Source organism: Sandarakinorhabdus sp., from assembly GCF_040398665.1.
GTDB lineage: Bacteria > Pseudomonadota > Alphaproteobacteria > Sphingomonadales > Sphingomonadaceae > Sandarakinorhabdus.
In genome coordinates this window covers 176,134-192,158 of record NZ_JBBATQ010000004.1, presented here as the reverse complement: position 1 = coordinate 192,158, position 16,025 = coordinate 176,134, and the positions used below count along the sequence as shown (strand labels likewise).

Genomic DNA, 16,025 nt, shown 5'->3' with positions numbered 1-16,025 from the left:
GGTGAGCTCAGAGGCAATGGCACCCCACTGTCCTACGGCGCCATTTGTCGCTATAATGGCGCGGCGCGTGTCACATGCTTGTGTCGCGAGCGTTGCTGAGGACCGAAAAAACAGATCGTCACAGGTTCAAAAACCGCAAAAAGCGGAACTTTTGTAACCTTGTACATTGCAATTCAGGACGACCTGACGGCGTCCGGACATATTTTCGAAGGGATGGGCATGGCTGGGGCGTTGCGCGTGTTGGTGGGGTTGATTGCGCTGTTCAACATCGCCATCGGCCTGGGATTCTTGTTCAATCCGGCCGGGGCGGCGGCGAATTTCTTCCTGATTCCGGATGGCGGCCAGGGCATGGCAACGCTGCGCGCGGATTTTCCGGGCTTCTTCATCACCGGCGGCACATTTGCCATGATCGGTGCGCTGCAGAAAGACCCAAGGGCGCTGCTGGTGCCGCTGCTGCTGCTCGCCATCGCCATCACCGGGCGCTGCGTGTCGCTGGTCGCCGATGGCATCGGGCCTGAAGCCATCCCGCCGATGGTGGCCGAAGCGGTGATGATCATCGTGCTGGTCCTGGCCCGCCGCACGCTGGTGGCCGGCAAATGAAGCGGGTCATCAAGGTCCTGCTCGGCGGGGTCGCGCTGGCAGGCGGCGCGCTCTATCTGTCCGCCGATTACATCAAGCTCAATTTGAACCGCTGGATCAGCACGCCAACCGAGGCCAACCGGCCGGTGGCGTGGAACCAGGGCCCGGCGCAGGCCCCTGCGGGTGCGCGGCCGCCCAACATTGTGCTGATCGTCGCGGATGATCTGGGCTACAACGATGTCACGATCACCGGGCAGGGCGCTGGCGGGATGCCCACGCCCAACATCGATGCCATCGGCCGCGAAGGCGTGGTGTTTGCGCAAGGCTATGCCGGCAACGCCACCTGCGCACCGAGCCGGGCGGCGCTGATGACGGGCCGATATGCGACGCGCTTCGGTTATGAATTCACGCCCACCGATGTGAAATTGCCGGGCTGGTTTCCCACCGGCATCATCCGCCCCGATGCGATGTTCGCCCGCAACATCGCCAATTTCCCCAGCGACTGGGCGGTGAAGACCGTCTTCGACGAAGAGGCGGCGAAGAATCTGCCACCGGCGGGCAACAAGGGTGTGCCGGCCGGCGAAATCACCATTGCCGAACAATTGCGCGGCCGTGGCTATCACAACATCCATCTGGGCAAATGGCATCTGGGCGAAGCGGCGGGCATGCGCCCCGAAGATCAGGGCTTTGATGAAAGCCTGGGCTTCATCATCGGCGGCCAGAAATATCTGCCCGACGATGATCCGAACGTGGTGAACAGCAAACAGGATTTCGATCCGATCGATCGCTTCCTGTGGGCCAATCTGCCCTATTCGGTGCAGTATAATGGCGGGCCGCGCTTTGCCCCCGACAAATACATGACCGATTATCTCACCGCCCAGGCGCTGTCCGCCATTCGCGCCAACCGCAACCGGCCGTTTTTCCTGTATCTGGCCTACAACGCCCCGCACACGCCGCTGCAGGCGCTGAAAAGCGATTATGATGCCCTCAGCGCCATCAAGGATCCGCGCCGCCGCGTCTATGCCGCGATGGTGCGCGCCGTTGATCGCGGGGTTGGCCAGGTGATGGCCGAACTGAAGCAACAGGGCCTGGATGACAACACACTGGTGATCTTCACCTCTGACAATGGTGGCGCGCACTATGTCGGCCTGCCGGAACTCAACCAGCCGCTGCGTGGCTGGAAGGCAACCTTCTACGAAGGTGGCACCCGTGTGCCCTATCTGATGCGATGGCCGGCGCGCTTGCCTGCGGGCAGACGATTCGCCAGCCCGGTCAGCCATTTCGATATCTTCGCCACGGCCGCCGCCGCAGCGGGCGCCGCGCCGCCGCCGGATCGGACCGTGGACGGGGTTGATCTGGCGCCGTTCGTGGCCGGCGAAGCAACCGGCGTGCCGCACCGCACATTGTTCTGGCGATCGGGCGGCTACCGGGTGGTGCTGCACGAAGGCTGGAAATTGCACAGCCTGGGGCAGCAGCGCGCGGTTCGGCTGTACAATCTCGCCACCGATCCGGGGGAGCGCATCGATCTGGCGGCCCAGCAGCCCGCGCGCGTCGCGGAATTGCAGGCGATGCTGGCGGCGCATGATGCCACACAGGTGGCGCCGGCATGGCCGAGCCTGATCCGTTCACCCATCCCGATTGATCGGCCGCTGGGGGTTAAATCGTCGCCGAACGATGCCTATATCTATTGGTGGAACTGACGCTTGCCACTGGTGTAGTGACGAACTGCTATAAAAATGCCGGACCTTGATAAAACCGATGGCCGCAAACTGCGCTCGCTCGCCAGCCGCGAGCGCATCATCGAAGCGTTGATCGCGCTGATCGACGAAGATGATGATCCGCCGAGTGCCGAGAATATTGCTGCACGGGCTGGCGTTGGCCTTCGCAGTCTGTTTCGGCACTTCGGCGACATGGATTCGCTTTACACGGCGGTGCTCGATCGGATCGGCCGCCGCTATCTGCATTTTCTGGAGCCGTATTGCAGCACGGGGTGGCCGGATCAGGTGCAGGAACTCGTGGCCCGCCGCATGGAGATGTTCCAGGGCGCACTGGGCTATCGCCGCGCTGCGGATCTCTATCGTTCGGGGTCTGAATCGGTTCAGATCGGACGACGCGCCTTCGAACAGATGCTGCGGGCCCGGCTGGAATCGGTGGTTCCCGAAGCACTGCGCGAGGACAGCCTGTGGTTTGAACAACTGGATCAATGGCTCAGCCTGGATTGCTATGCCAGTCTGCGTGACCGGCGCGGCATGGCGCACGAAAATGCGGTGACGGTGATCATCACGGCGGTCACAGCGCTGGTTGCCGGGAAGGCCGGCGCACCCATTACCTGAATTTCTTTGCGAGTCGCCCTGCCGGCAGGTAGAGCATCGCGCTTTCGCGTCGAGGGGACACGGGGCCATGGCAAGCGAAGCCGCCGCCACTGCTGCAATCAAGGTGGGGATCATCATGGGCAGCCAATCGGATTGGCAAACCATGCTGCATGCCGCCGAAACCCTTGCGGCTTTGGGCGTGGGCCATGAAACCCGTATCGTTTCGGCCCACCGCACGCCGGATCGGCTGGTGGATTATGCGCGTTCGGCTGCGACACGCGGTTTGCAGATCATCATTGCCGGTGCCGGCGGGGCTGCGCATCTGCCCGGCATGGCGGCGGCGCTGACCGCGCTGCCGGTGCTGGGGGTGCCGGTGGAATCGCGGCAGTTGAACGGCATCGACAGCTTGCTGTCGATCGTGCAGATGCCGGCAGGCGTGCCGGTCGGCACCTTCGCCATCGGCAAGGCCGGCGCGGTGAACGCGGCCCTGCAAGCCGCGGCGATTCTGGCGCTGCACGATCCGGCGCTGGCGGCGCGGCTGGCAGCGTGGCGGCAGCGGCAAACCGATGCGGTGGCCGAAGTGCCTTCGGACAGCCTGCCCTGATGCTGGCACCCGGTTCGACAATCGGCATCCTGGGCGGCGGCCAATTGGGCCGCATGCTGGCCATGGCAGCGGCAGAGCTCGGCTATCGCTGCCACGTGTTTGCCCCGGAAGCCGATTTGCCGGCGGCCGATGTGTCGGCAGCGGTCACCCGCGCCGATTATGCGGATCGCGGCGCGCTGTCGGCCTTTGCCGCGGCGGTGGATGTGGTGACCTTCGAATGGGAGAATGTCGATCCGGCCGCCGTGCGCCACCTGGCGCAGGCCGTGCCCGTCTACCCCGGGACACACAGCCTGGAAGTGGCGCAGGACCGCATGGCCGAAAAACAGTTCGTCGAATGGCTGGGCGGCCGCACCGCGCCGTGGGTGCAGGTCGACAGCCGCGCAGGCCTGGATGAAGCGATTGCCCACATTGGCGTGCCGACCATATTGAAAACCCGCCGCTTTGGGTATGATGGCAAGGGCCAGGCGCGGATCAAGGCCGCCGGGGATGCCGATGCCGCTTGGGAATTGATCGGCGGGCAGCCGGCGATCCTGGAAGCCATGGTGAATTTCGCCCACGAATACAGCGTGATCCTGTGCCGGGGGCAGGATGGCGCGATGGTGCACTGGCCGGTGTCGGTCAATCTGCATCGCGGTGGCATATTGGCCACCTCCAGCCTGCCGGCGCCGGCGCTGGTGCGGGCGCAAACCGCCGATGCGGTGGCGCTGGCCCGCACCGTGGCGGAAAAGCTCGATCATGTCGGCGTGCTGACAGCCGAGTTTTTTGCCTGTGCCGATGGCCTGCGCTTCAACGAAATGGCGCCGCGCGTGCACAACAGCGGCCACTGGACGATCGAAGGCAGCGCCACCAGCCAGTTCGAAAACCATGTCCGCGCCATCTGCGGTCTGCCGCTGCGGCCGACCACCCAGATGTCACCGCAGATCGAAATGACCAATCTGATCGGCGCCGATGCCGAAGACTGGCCGCGCCTTCTGTCTGACCCGTCCTTGCATGTGCATCTTTATGGCAAGGGCGAAGGCCGGCCGGGCCGCAAGATGGGGCATGTGACCCGGCTGGGGAGCTGACTTACCGGCCTTGCCCGGGCTTCCGGGCCTTGGCGGCGGTGGGGGCAAAGGCGGTGCCGAAATAATCGCCGGCGTACCACTGCGGCGCGGATTTGGCGTTGGCGATCAGGCGGATGATGTTGGTGTTCAGGCGTGACCATTTCGCCGCTGCCGTCCAATCGAACGGCAGGCTGAGCTGGTCGGAGACTTCGTGGTAGTTGTTGAGGCGGAAATTGCGTTCGGCGTCCTTGCAGGTCATGCCGCCCTTGGTATCGGTCCAGCCGGTTTTCAGGAACACCGACGGCACGCCCTTGCGCACGAAGGGATAATGGTCTGACCGGGTGAACACCGCTTCTTCGGGCTGCGGATCGGGTGACAGGCCCAGTTTTTCGGCCTTGGCGGCGGCTGCCACGACGGTGCCGATGGTCGAACGATCGCCGCCGAAGGCCACGACATCGCCGAAATCACAGGTCAGGATCGGCATGTCGATATTGACGTCGGCCACGATGCGCCTGGCTTCCACCGTGGGTTGGCGGGCGAAATAATCGGCGCCCAGCAAGCCGGATTCTTCGGCCGTGGCGGCCAGGAACAGCACGCTGCGCTTCGGCGGTGCCTTGGCCAGCGCGGTGGCGGCCTCCAGCAGCGTGGCGCTGCCGCTGGCATTGTCCATGGCGCCATTGTAGATCGCATCTTCGCCCGGCTTGGCGCCGGCCTTGATGCCGACATGATCGAGGTGCGCGGAAATCACCACGATTTCAGCAGCCAGCTTCGGATCGGTGCCGGGCAGCAGGCCCAGCACATTCGGGCTGGTGATGCGCTCCACGCCGGTGGCGCGGCGCACGGTGAGATTGCCGTTCAGCGCAAAGCCTTTGACCGCGCCCAACTTGGCGGCAGCGCGGATCGCGGCAAAATCCTGGCCGGCGGCGGCGAACAGCGCGGTGGCGGCGGCATCCTCGATGGTGGCGCGCACCTTCAGGCCGGCGCCGTCACCCAGCGGCTGGCCATCGGCCGTCAGCAGGATGCGGCGCGGCAGGCGCGCGCTGCGCACCGATTTGTCCCACGGCAGGCGGTCCGCCTCTTTCTGGGTGCGCACGTTGATCAGGCCGATGGCACCTGCGGCTTGCGCGGCAATCGCCTTGGAGGTGCGGGCGAGGTGGGCGGCGACTTCGCTGTTGAGATTGTCCGGCGCGCCGGACAGCACGACGACATATTTGCCGCGCACATCCAGCCCGGCGAAATCATTGATGCCCTGGCTCGCGTCTTGCAGGCCATAGCCGGCGAACACCAGCCCGCCGCTGATTTCCTCGGTGCCGGCCACCGGGCCGGGGGCGAGGATCAGGCTGACACCGTTTTCCAGGGTCAGGCGCTGGCTGCCGAGATCGAGCACGGCGGTCTCGCGCTCGCTGGCGAAGCGGCTTTCGGCGAAATTGACCCGCTGATACCAGGTGCCGGCGTCGCCTGCCGGTTGCAGGCCCAGCCGCGCGAAATGCTGCGCGACATAATTTGCGGCAATCTCGTGACCGCGGCTGCCCAGCCCGCGGCCTTCCAGCAGATCATCGGCCAGAAAGGCGACATGGGCGCGGAACGAGGCCGCCAGCGGATCGGCCGGCGCTTGGGCAAATGCGGGAGCGGCTGCGGCGATGAGCGGCAGGGCGGCGAGGGTGAAGATGCGCTTGTTCATTGGCGATACGTATCAGGCGCGCTAGACCGGTGCAAACCCTCGCAAATCGGCAAGGATCGGGCATGTTGCACAAATTGATCACGGCGGTTGTGGCGGGGCTGATGCTGGCCGGGTCCGTTGCGGCCCAGACGGCGCCGCAAACTTCTGGGGCGCCGACCAGCATTGCCCGCCTCGTCGATCAGGTCAGCCTGCCTCACGAGCAGTTCACCCTGCCCAACGGCTTGCGGGTGATCGTCCACACCGATCGCAAGGCGCCGATCGTCGCGGTGAGCGTGTGGTATCACATCGGTTCGCGCGATGAGCCGGAGGGCAAATCCGGCTTCGCGCATCTGTTCGAACATCTGATGTTCTATGGCAGCGAGAACAACGACGGTGTGTTCTTCAAGAAACTGGAGGATGTCGGCGCCACCGATGCCAACGGCACCACCTGGTTCGATCGCACCAATTATTACGAGAATGTGCCGACCCAGGCGCTCGATCTGGCGCTGTATCTGGAAAGCGATCGCATGGGCTGGCTGCTCGGCGCGGTGACCCAGGCCAAGCTGGATGCGCAGCGCGGGGTGGTGCAGAACGAGAAGCGCGAAGGCGACAATCGCCCGCTGGGGCTGACGCAATATGCCACGCTGAAGGCGCTGTTCCCGGCCGGCCATCCCTATGCCCACGACACGATCGGTTCGATGACGGATCTGAACGCGGCGAAGCTGGCGGACGTGCAGGGCTGGTTCCGTGCCCATTATGGCCCCAACAACGCCGTGCTGGTGCTGGCCGGCGACATCGATGTGGCCACGGCGCGCAATATGGTGACGAAATATTTCGGCGCCATCCCGCGCGGGCCGGATGTGCAGCGGCTGCCGGCGCCGGTGCCGGAATGGGCTCAGGAGCGCCGCGAAACGCTGCAGGACCGCATCCCCAATCCTCGCCTCAGCTTCAACTGGACGGTGCCCGGCCGGCTCGATCAGGCGGCGGTCCTGAATGACATCGCGCTCACCGTCTTGGCCGGCGGCGCCTCCTCGCGCTTGTTCAATGCGCTGGTGCGCGAATCGCGGCTGGCGGTGTCGGTGAGCGGCGGCGTGCAGGCCTTCGAACAGGTCGGCATGGCCGAAATCGAGGTGACCCTGGCCCCCGGCGCCAAGCTGGCCGATGTCGAAGCCAAGGTGAAGGCGGCGCTGGCCGACTTCATCGCCAAGGGCCCCACCGCCGACGAGGTCAGCCGGGTGGCCACGCGCAATGTTGCCAGCACCATCCGCGGGCTGGAAGCCGTCGGCGGCTCCGGTGGCAAGGCGGTCGCGCTGGCCGAAGGTGCGGTCTATGCCGGCAATCCCGATCAATATCGCACCGAGCTGGGCTGGTACGCCAATGCCACCCCGGCGGCGGTGCAGGCCGCTGCCAAACGCTGGCTGGGGCAGGGTGCCTATGTGCAGACCGTGCTGCCCGGTGATCGCCCGGCCGCCGAAGAGGTGCCGCCGCCGCCCAAGGTCGCCGCTGGTGCGCCGCCGGCCAAGGGCCCGCCCCGCATGGCCGAACCCGCCGTGGGCGCGCCGCCGTTGCTGCAATGGCCGGCCATCGAACGCTTCACCCTGGCCAATGGCCTGAAGGTCGAACTTGCCCGCCGCACCACTGTGCCGCTGGTGCGCATGCTGCTCAGCATGGAGGGCGGCATGGCCGCCGATGAGCGCAGCCAATTGGGCATTCAGCAACTGGCGCTGGCGCTGCTCGATGAAGGCCATGACGGGCTGACCGGCCCGGCCATCGCCGAACTGCGCGAGCGGCTGGGGGCCGGCATCGGTGCCGGCGCCGGGCTCGATCGCACCAAGCTCAGTCTGGATGCGCTCAAATCCAATCTGCCGCAGTCGCTGGCGCTGTTCGCCGCCATCGTGCAGCGCCCGGACTTCCCGCCGGCCGAACTGGAACGCGTGCGTGGCCAGATGCTCAGCGCGCTGGCGCAGGAAGCCAGCACGCCGGCCAGCATTGCCCAGCGTCTGCTCACCCCGGCGCTTTATGGCCCCAATCACCCCTATGGCGCGCCGCCGAGCGGGCTGGGCACCCCGGCCAGTGTGAAAACACTCAGCCGCGATGCGCTGATCGCCTGGCACAAACGCTGGATCCGCCCGGACAATGGCACATTGTTCGTGGCCGGCGACATCACCGCCGAGGAGCTGAAGCCGATGCTGGAAACCGCATTCGGCCGCTGGCAGGCCGATCCGGCGGTGCCGCGCGGCACGGTGCAGGCTGCTGCGCCCGCACCCGCCAAACCGACACGCATCCTGTTTGTCGATCGCCCGAACAGCCCGCAAAGCCTGATCCTGGCCGGCAGCCTGCTGCCCATCACGGGAACACAGGATCTGATCGCCCAGCGCGCCGCCGCCGATGTGCTGGGCGGGCTTTCGACCTGCCGCATCAACACCGACATCCGCGAGGAGAAGAACTGGGCCTATGGCGCCTTTGCCGGGATTTCCGATGGCAAGGGCCAGCTCTACAGCATCGTCTATGCCCCGGTGCAGACCGACCGCACCGCCGACAGCATCAAGGCGATCCAGGCCGACATCGCCGCGATCAAGACGACCCGGCCGATCAGCGCCGAGGAACGCGGCCGCACCATTGCCAACAGCGTGCTGGCGCTGCCCGGCGAGTTCGAGCGTGGCAGCAGCTTCCTGTCGGCGATGGAGCGCAACCAGTTGCTCGGTCGCCCGGATGATTATTACGTGACCGCCGCGCGCCGGCTCGGGGCGTTGACCGTGGAGGATCTCAACAAGGCGGTGCAGCTTTTCGATACGGACCAACTCCTGTGGGTGGTGGTTGGTGACCGCGCCAAGGTGGAACCGCAACTGAAGACGCTCGGCCTGCCGGTGGAGGTGGTGAAACCGGAGTGATAGATCACCTCTGCCACCAGGGGAGCGGTCGAGAGACGGGGCAGCCGGCCCGGGAACGGGGTGGCGCGTCGAGTTGATTGAAGTGGTTGGCTCCCTCTCCCTTGCAGGGCGGGCGTAGGGCGGTTCAACTTGAACGCAATTGCGCCTAAACCTCGCCCGCGACGATCCGCCGGATCACCTTCTCGAACGTCGCCGCCGGCTGGCCGCCCATGATGGCGTATTTGCCGTTGAAGATGATGGCCGGCACGGCGTGGATATCCTGTTCCTCGCGCCAATACGCCTGATCGGCGCGGACTTCGTCGGCGTAGCGGTCGGAGGTGAGGACGTCGCGGGCGGCACTGGCATCGAGGCCCACGGCGCTTGCCGCCGCGATCAGGGTTTCCGGGTCGTTCAGCGGCTCGCCGCGGGTGAAATGCGCTTCGAACAGCGCGGTCTTCAGCGCGTGGGCTTTCCCGGCGCGCTCCGCCCAGTGCAGCAGGCGGTGGCAATCCTTTGTATTCCAGATCATCGAATCCGGCCCGCCCTTGAAGGTGAAGCCGAGTTGTTCGCCCATGGACTTGATGTGGCTGCGCGCGGCCGCGCCCTCTTCGGGCGGGCGGCCATATTTGCGGGCGATATGGTCGGCGCTGTTCTCGCCTTCCGGCGCCATGCCGGGGTTAAGTTCGAACGGGTGGAAATGCCAATCGGCCGCCACCTCGCCATCGAGATTGGCCAGCGCCTGTTCCAGCGCCTTCATGCCGATCACGCACCACGGGCAGACGATGTCGGAAACGAAATCGATGCGGAGCGGCGCAGGCTGGTTCATGTCGGCAGGCCTTTCAGAAATCATGCCCGGCGGGCGTATGGTGCGGCGGCGTGGCGGTGGGGTCGCCGAGTATGCGGCCGGCAACCTGCGTGCCATAGCGGCTCCACGGCCGGTTGTGATGCGCGGTGCGCGTGGCGGCCGGGTCGCCGGCAAAGCGCGGATCTTGCGGGCGGACCTGGCCGTCGATGAACCAGGCGATGTCCCAGGCTTGCTGGACGCTCAAGCTGCCGCCACTGCCCAGCGGCATGTTGGCGCGAATGAACGGGGCGGCCTTGTCCACCTGCGCCATACCGGCCCCCCAATTATAGCTGTTTGGCCCCCAAAGCGGCGGATTGACCACCGTGGCGCCCTCGATCAGCCCCTGGCCGGTTTCGCCGTGGCAGGATGCACAATGTTCGGCAAACAACGCTCGGCCCCGCGTATCGTCGGGCGGCGTGGCCGGCGCGGCAATCGCCGGAAAGCTGCGTCCCGGCGGCGACACGCCGATGCGCTGGCCCTGCGCCAGCCAGGCGGCATAGGCGGACACCGCCAGCAGCACTTCGCCACCCATCGGCGGCGGCGCGGCGTTCATCGAATAGATGAAGCAATCCTGCACCCGCTTTTCAAAGCTGTTCATGCGGCCGTTCTTCTCGCGAAAGGCCGGGAAATTGCCATAGGCCGCCCACAGCGGCGCGGCACCGGCGGTGCGGCCGGCATCAAGGTGGCAATTGGCGCAGCGCAACTGGTTGCCGGCGTGTTGCGGTGCGGCGGCGCGCGTGTCGGTGAAGATCGCCAGCCCGCGCCTTATGGCATCGCCGGCCGGGCCAGCGGGGATGGCGGCTTCATCCGGGACGGTGGGCGCCGGCGCCTGCCCTGCAAGCAGGAGAGCGGCGGCAACGGCGATGAACAATCGAGCCTTCATGCCGCGAACGCTAGCATGACCAGCAGGCCGTAGGAAAACCCTCTCAATCGTTGGCTGCGCCAAAGCGTTCGGCATAGCGGCTGGTGATGCGATCGACCGGCATCACCACGAACACATCGACTGTGTTGAACTGCCGATCGACAAAGCCGCCGTCGCCGACCATCGCACCAACGCGCAGATAGCCCTTTACCAGCGGCGGCAGCGCGCGGGCGGCGGCGCGGGTGTCGATGGCGGCGGCGGGCAGCCGGTTCATATCAACCCGGTACGGCGGCAGCGCGGTGGCGCGCAGTTCCGGCGGCGCGAGATGATGGTGATAGAGGTAGGACAATTCGGCAGCATGCAGGTGCGGATCCGCACCGTGCAGCGAAGCGCAGCCGAACAAGTGACCGATCTTGTGCTGCGCCAGGTAAGACGCGATGCCGCGCCACAGCAGGGAGATGGTGGCAGCCGTGCGCCATTCCGGCGCGACGCAGCTGCGGCCCAGTTCCAGCAACTGCTGGCTCGGCGTCGACTGCGCGATCAGGCGCGACAGATCATATTCGCCGGCCGAGTAGAATCCGCCATTGGCTTGCGCCACATCCTGGCGCAGCAGGCGATAGGTGCCCACCACCCGCGGCCGGCTGCTGTCGGCATGATCGATCACCAGCAGATGATCGCACACCGCATCATAGGCATCGATGTCGCGGCGCTGGCGGGCCATGGCGGCGGAGGGCTGGGCGCCCATCTCGTCGTAGAAGATTTCGTAGCGCAGCGCCTGGGCGGCGGCGATTTCTGCCTCGCTGGCGGCCAGCCGCACATCGAGCAGACCGGCGCGGTGGATGGCCGGCGCACGGGCGATGATGGCTGGGGCAACTTCAGTGGCGCGAGAACGGGCAAGAGACTGGGCAAGCATTGGCGGGCTGCTCCAAAGCGGCGGACTTCCTGCCATAGCCCTGTCATATGACAGGCTTGTGCATGATTGATTACACGCGGGTTGCAATCGGGTTGCCATCGCTGGCGGCATTGTCATCAGCCACCACCAGCCCGGCCCGCCAGAGCCAGACGAAGATCAACACGCCGGGCAAGGCCAAGGCCGTGGTCAGCCAATAGAAATCGACATAGCCCAGGCTTTCGATCAGCGCGCCCGCGGTGCCGGACGAGAAGGCCCGGCCCAATATGGCGGCGGCAGATGACAAAAGCGCAAACTGCGTCGCCGTGAAGCGCCGATCGCACAGCAGCGACAGCCACGCCCCCACCGTCACCCCGCCGATGCCGCTGGCGAGGTTTTCAAAGCCCTGCACCGCCGCCAGCGCCCACACATCATGGCCGATGATGGCCAGGCCGGCATAGGCGGCGTTGGACACGCCCATCAGCAGCAACGACAGGAATACCGATCCGGCCAGCCCCAGCCGCTTGTAGAGCAGGCCGCCCAGGAACACGCCGGCCAGATAGCCGATCAGGCCCAGTGACACGTCGTAATAGGCCACTTCAGCCTTGGTGAAGCCCATGTCATTGTAGAACAGCCGCACCGAAAGTTGGCAGACGGTATCGCCGATCTTGTGCACCAGCACGAAGGCCAGGACGATCCACGCCCCCTTGCGGCCAAGGAAATCGGCAAGCGGCGCGACGATGCTGTCCTTCACCAGCGCAGAAAAGCCCTTGCCGGATGGGATGGCCGGCGGACGATTGGGCTCGCCGAGCAGCGCGGCGGCGACCAGCGAGGGCAGGAACAGGATGATCGCCGCCAGATAGGCCAGGCCCCAATTGCTTTCGCCGCCGCCATTGCTGGCCAGCAGCAGCGCGCCGGCACCGGCGATATAGCTGCCCATGCGCCAGCCATATTGCGTCATCCCGGAACCAGCACCCATCTGATCGCTGCGCAGCCATTCGATGCGGATGGCATCGATCACGATGTCCAGCGTCGCCCCGGCAAAGCCCACCGCCACGGCTGCGGCGGCAAACAGTGCAATATCCGCCGCCGGATCGAGTGCGCCCAGCCAGGCGATGGCGGCGCTGGCCATGATGATCGCCACCACCAGCCACGCCCGCCGCTGCCCGATCAGGCTTGCCAGCAGCGGAATCCGCGCCCGATCGATCAGCGGCGCCCACAGCGGCTTGAAGCTGTAGACCAGCAACGCCAGGCCGAACGCCGTCACCGATTTCTTCTCGATGCCGCTTTCCGCCAGCCGCGTGGTCAGTGTGGAGGCGATCATCGTGTAGGGCGTGCCGGATGCCATCCCGAGCGCCAGCGCGCCCAGTGGCCCGGCCTCGAAATAGGGTTTGATCGCGGCAAGGAATGAGGCGTTGGCAGGCTGGGTCATGGCGGCACCTTGGCGTGGGCTTGTGGGCTGTCAATGGTGCGAAATATTTTCGGCTGGGTGGGGCAGCGAGGTCTGATTGTTATTTACAAAGTTACAAAGGTTCCGCTTTTTCGACGTTTTGATGCTGAACAAGATATATCTTGAAGCGTTCAACGGCCCGGCCTGCAACCCATCCGGGCGCACAGTCTAACCCAAACCGGGGCCTGTAGGACAGGCCTGTCGGCGACATCGGCAAGGCTGCGGACCGTGCAGTTGAAGGCCGAGCCTCATGCCCTGCTGCGCCACATCGATTGATTGACGGATGAAGCTGCAAAATCGCCATCTTGAAAATAGCCATCTTGAAAATATTCGACGCGAAGTTGCATGCGCGCGCGATTGGCGTAGCATATCGGCCATGGATATTCCCTTCGCACATCGGCACCCCACGCCCGGCCAGCGGGCGCTGGCGGCCGGGATTCCGGCCGCCGCGGGACGGCCCGCCAGTGGCGTGATGCGGGAGATTCCGGCCAGCGCCTATACCAGCCCCGATCACTTCGCCGCCGAATGGGCCAGGGTGTTCAAGCGGCTGCCCGTGGTGATCGCGCCGTCCGCCCTGCTGCCGCAGCCCAACATGGCGGTGCCGCATGATGGCTTTGGCCTGCCGCTGCTGATCGCCCGCGATGGCAAGGGTGTGGCCAGGGTGTTCATGAACGTCTGCCGCCATCGCGGCACGCGGCTGGTCGAGGGCTGTGATCTGGTCAAATCGCCCGCTCTGGTCTGCCCCTATCACGCCTGGAGCTATGGCACGGACGGCATGTTGAAGGGCCTGCCGCGCCCGGAAAGTTTCGCCGGGCTGGACAAGGGCACGCGCGGCCTGATCGAGATGCCGAGTGTGGAAGCCGGCGGGTTGATCTGGGTGGGGCTGGACCGTGATGCCGCGCCGGATTTCAGCCTGGCCGCCGGGCCGCTGGCGGCGGATTTCAGCGCCATCGGTTTTCCGGAACAGCATCTTTATGCCCGGCGCACCCACAAGGTGGCGGCGAACTGGAAGCTGATCATGGACGCCTTCCTGGAATCCTATCATGTGCTGCGCCTCCACGCCAACACCATCGCGCCCTATTTCCAGGATGGCGTGACCACGGGCGATCGCATCGGCCCGCACCAGCGCAGCGCCGTCGCCCGGCTTTCGGCGCTGGACGGCATGGACCTTGATGACATGCGCGATCTGCGCCGCACGATGACCTTCACCTACACGTTGACGCCGGGCACGGTGATCGTCGCCAGCCCGGATTATATCAACATCATGGTGGTGATGCCGCGCGGGGTTGGGGAAACCTGGGTGGAGGATTTCATGCTGATCCCCGAACCACCGCGGGACGAGAAAGCCGAGCGGCACTGGGCGAAAAGCTGGGCGCTGCTGGATGGCGCGGTGTTCGGTTCCGAAGATTTTCGCGCCGCCGCGCTGGGCCAGGAAGGGCTGATGTCGGGCGCGGTGGATCATATCCTCATTGGCGGCATGGAGCAGGGCATCGGCACGCTGCATGACACGCTGGCAGGCTTGATGGCGTGATCCTGCAATCGTGCGCGACACGCTGAGCCGCAGTCCGGCGATGCCAAACATGTTCAGCATGACGGAGTCTTTTTAGGCGGGATACAAGCTTCCCCCTTGCAAATGCGTGTCGCAATCCTAACACAGTAGGCAGGCGCAATGGAAATGGGGGGCAGGCCCCGTTAAGCCGGCGCAGCCACGCAAGAGGATATGCATGTCGGACGAAGTCGCCATCAAGCTGGAAGCCCCCGTTGCGGTGAGCGCCATCGCGCCGACCCGCGCCGCCGGGCTGGTGCCCCTCAAGGATCAGGAGCGCGCGGCGCTCGATGCCAAGGTGGACAGTTTCATCGATGATCTGATCGCCACCGACGCCTCCAGCCCGGAATTCGGCAAGAAGGTCGATGCGCTGGCCAATCTGGGTGCCACCGAAATCGCCCGCGCCGCCGCGCAATCCAACCGCTTTCTCGAACGGCCGACACGCGCGATCAACAAGGAGACGGGGATCGGCGCCGATCTGGTGCAGCTGCGCAAGATCGTCGAGGATCTCGATCCTGGCAAATCCGGCAAATTGACCGGCCGCAAGAAACTCTTTGGCCTGATCCCGTTTGGCGGTGACAAGCTGCGCAGCTATTTCGACAGCTACAAGAGCGCGCAGGGCAATATCAATGCCATCCTGGGTGCGCTGAAAAGCGGTAAGGACGAATTGCTGAAAGACAATATCGCCGTCGAGGACGAGCGCGCCAAGCTGTGGGACGCGATGGGCAAGCTGGAACAGATGGTCCACATGTCCAAGGTGCTCGACAGCCGGCTTGAGGAAAAGGCCGCCGAACTTGATGTGAGCGATCCGGCCAAGGCCAAGGCGCTGCGCGAAAGCGCGCTCTTCTATGTGCGGCAGCGCACGCAGGATCTGCTGACGCAATTGGCCGTGTCGGTGCAGGGCTATCTGGCGCTCGATCTGGTGAAGAAGAACAATGTCGAGCTGATGAAGGGTGTCGATCGCGCCAGCACCACCACCGTTTCGGCCTTGCGCACCGCCGTCACCGTGGCCGAAGCGATGACCAACCAGAAACTGGTGCTGGAACAGATCACGTCGCTGAATGCCACCACCGCCGGCATCATCGATTCAACCGGCGAGCTGTTGAAGAACAATACCGCCAGCATCCACGAGCAGGCGGCCAGCGCCACCATTCCGGTGGAAACGCTGCAACGCGCCTTCCAGAATGTCTATCAGACGATGGACGCCATCGACACGTTCAAGCTGAAATCGCTGGAAGCGATGAAGACCACGGTCGATACGCTGAGCATCGAGGTGGAGAAGAGCCGGGCCTATGTGGCGCGTGCGCAGGGCCAGGCCGAAGCCCAGATCGCCGGCCCGCAAAGCAGCCTGACGGCGCTGAGCTGA

The 16,025-nt window shown here is 65.3% G+C and carries 13 protein-coding genes; 8 read left to right on the top strand and 5 right to left on the bottom strand.

Features of this window, described 5'->3' with window-relative positions; translation table 11 throughout:
* The first annotated feature begins 219 nt into the window (after positions 1–219).
* The 5 genes from ABWP22_RS07450 (at position 220) to ABWP22_RS07430 (ending at position 4,559) form a co-directional block, all read left to right on the top strand.
* Positions 220–600 carry a hypothetical protein gene (locus tag ABWP22_RS07450; RefSeq protein WP_353199324.1) on the top strand — a complete coding sequence of 127 codons (381 nt, stop codon included), beginning with the start codon at positions 220–222 and terminating at the stop codon, positions 598–600.
* The gene (locus ABWP22_RS07445) at positions 597–2,279 is read left to right on the top strand and encodes a sulfatase-like hydrolase/transferase (protein ID WP_353199323.1); all 1,683 of its coding nucleotides are present in this window, start codon (positions 597–599) and stop codon (positions 2,277–2,279) included. Before ABWP22_RS07450 ends, ABWP22_RS07445 begins: the two co-directional genes overlap by 4 nt.
* A gap of 36 nt (positions 2,280–2,315) precedes the next feature.
* Entirely contained in the window at positions 2,316–2,912 is a 597-nt protein-coding gene (locus ABWP22_RS07440) for a TetR/AcrR family transcriptional regulator (protein ID WP_353199322.1), read from the top strand.
* Positions 2,913–2,979: 67 nt separating this feature from the next.
* Positions 2,980–3,495 (top strand): 5-(carboxyamino)imidazole ribonucleotide mutase, encoded by a 516-nt coding sequence (purE, locus tag ABWP22_RS07435; protein ID WP_353199321.1) that lies wholly within the window; start codon positions 2,980–2,982, stop codon positions 3,493–3,495.
* Positions 3,495–4,559, top strand: a complete 1,065-nt coding sequence (locus tag ABWP22_RS07430; protein WP_353199320.1) for a 5-(carboxyamino)imidazole ribonucleotide synthase — start codon at positions 3,495–3,497, stop codon at positions 4,557–4,559. The genes purE and ABWP22_RS07430 overlap by 1 nt, the downstream gene beginning before the upstream one ends.
* Before the next feature lies 1 nt (position 4,560).
* Here the strand turns inward: ABWP22_RS07430 and ABWP22_RS07425 are convergent, their stop codons facing one another.
* Positions 4,561–6,219 (bottom strand): M28 family peptidase, encoded by a 1,659-nt coding sequence (locus ABWP22_RS07425; protein WP_353199319.1) that lies wholly within the window; start codon positions 6,217–6,219, stop codon positions 4,561–4,563.
* A gap of 62 nt (positions 6,220–6,281) precedes the next feature.
* Here ABWP22_RS07425 and ABWP22_RS07420 point away from each other — a divergent pair, with 62 nt between their 5' ends.
* Complete coding sequence (locus tag ABWP22_RS07420; protein WP_353199318.1) at positions 6,282–9,089, top strand: M16 family metallopeptidase; 2,808 nt, start codon at positions 6,282–6,284, stop codon at positions 9,087–9,089.
* A gap of 145 nt (positions 9,090–9,234) precedes the next feature.
* On the opposite strand, the gene ABWP22_RS07415 is transcribed toward ABWP22_RS07420, so the two are convergent.
* The 4 genes from ABWP22_RS07415 to ABWP22_RS07400 form a co-directional block, all read right to left on the bottom strand.
* A complete protein-coding gene (locus ABWP22_RS07415) occupies positions 9,235–9,894 on the bottom strand; it encodes a DsbA family oxidoreductase (RefSeq protein ID WP_353199317.1) in 660 nt (219 codons plus the stop codon).
* A 13-nt stretch (positions 9,895–9,907) separates the two neighbouring features.
* Positions 9,908–10,795 carry a c-type cytochrome gene (locus ABWP22_RS07410; RefSeq protein ID WP_353199316.1) on the bottom strand — a complete coding sequence of 296 codons (888 nt, stop codon included), beginning with the start codon at positions 10,793–10,795 and terminating at the stop codon, positions 9,908–9,910.
* 43 nt (positions 10,796–10,838) lie between these two features.
* Positions 10,839–11,687: a l-ornithine N(alpha)-acyltransferase gene (gene olsB, locus ABWP22_RS07405; protein ID WP_353199315.1), complete on the bottom strand. Its 849-nt coding sequence runs from the start codon at positions 11,685–11,687 to the stop codon at positions 10,839–10,841.
* Between the two features lie 70 nt (positions 11,688–11,757).
* Positions 11,758–13,095: an AmpG family muropeptide MFS transporter gene (locus tag ABWP22_RS07400; protein ID WP_353199314.1), complete on the bottom strand. Its 1,338-nt coding sequence runs from the start codon at positions 13,093–13,095 to the stop codon at positions 11,758–11,760.
* Positions 13,096–13,489: 394 nt separating this feature from the next.
* Between ABWP22_RS07400 and ABWP22_RS07395 the strand changes: the two genes are divergently transcribed.
* Both ABWP22_RS07395 and ABWP22_RS07390 read left to right on the top strand, forming a co-directional pair.
* The gene (locus ABWP22_RS07395) at positions 13,490–14,644 is read left to right on the top strand and encodes an aromatic ring-hydroxylating oxygenase subunit alpha (RefSeq protein WP_353199313.1); all 1,155 of its coding nucleotides are present in this window, start codon (positions 13,490–13,492) and stop codon (positions 14,642–14,644) included.
* A 193-nt stretch (positions 14,645–14,837) separates the two neighbouring features.
* Positions 14,838–16,025 carry a toxic anion resistance protein gene (locus ABWP22_RS07390; protein WP_353199312.1) on the top strand — a complete coding sequence of 396 codons (1,188 nt, stop codon included), beginning with the start codon at positions 14,838–14,840 and terminating at the stop codon, positions 16,023–16,025.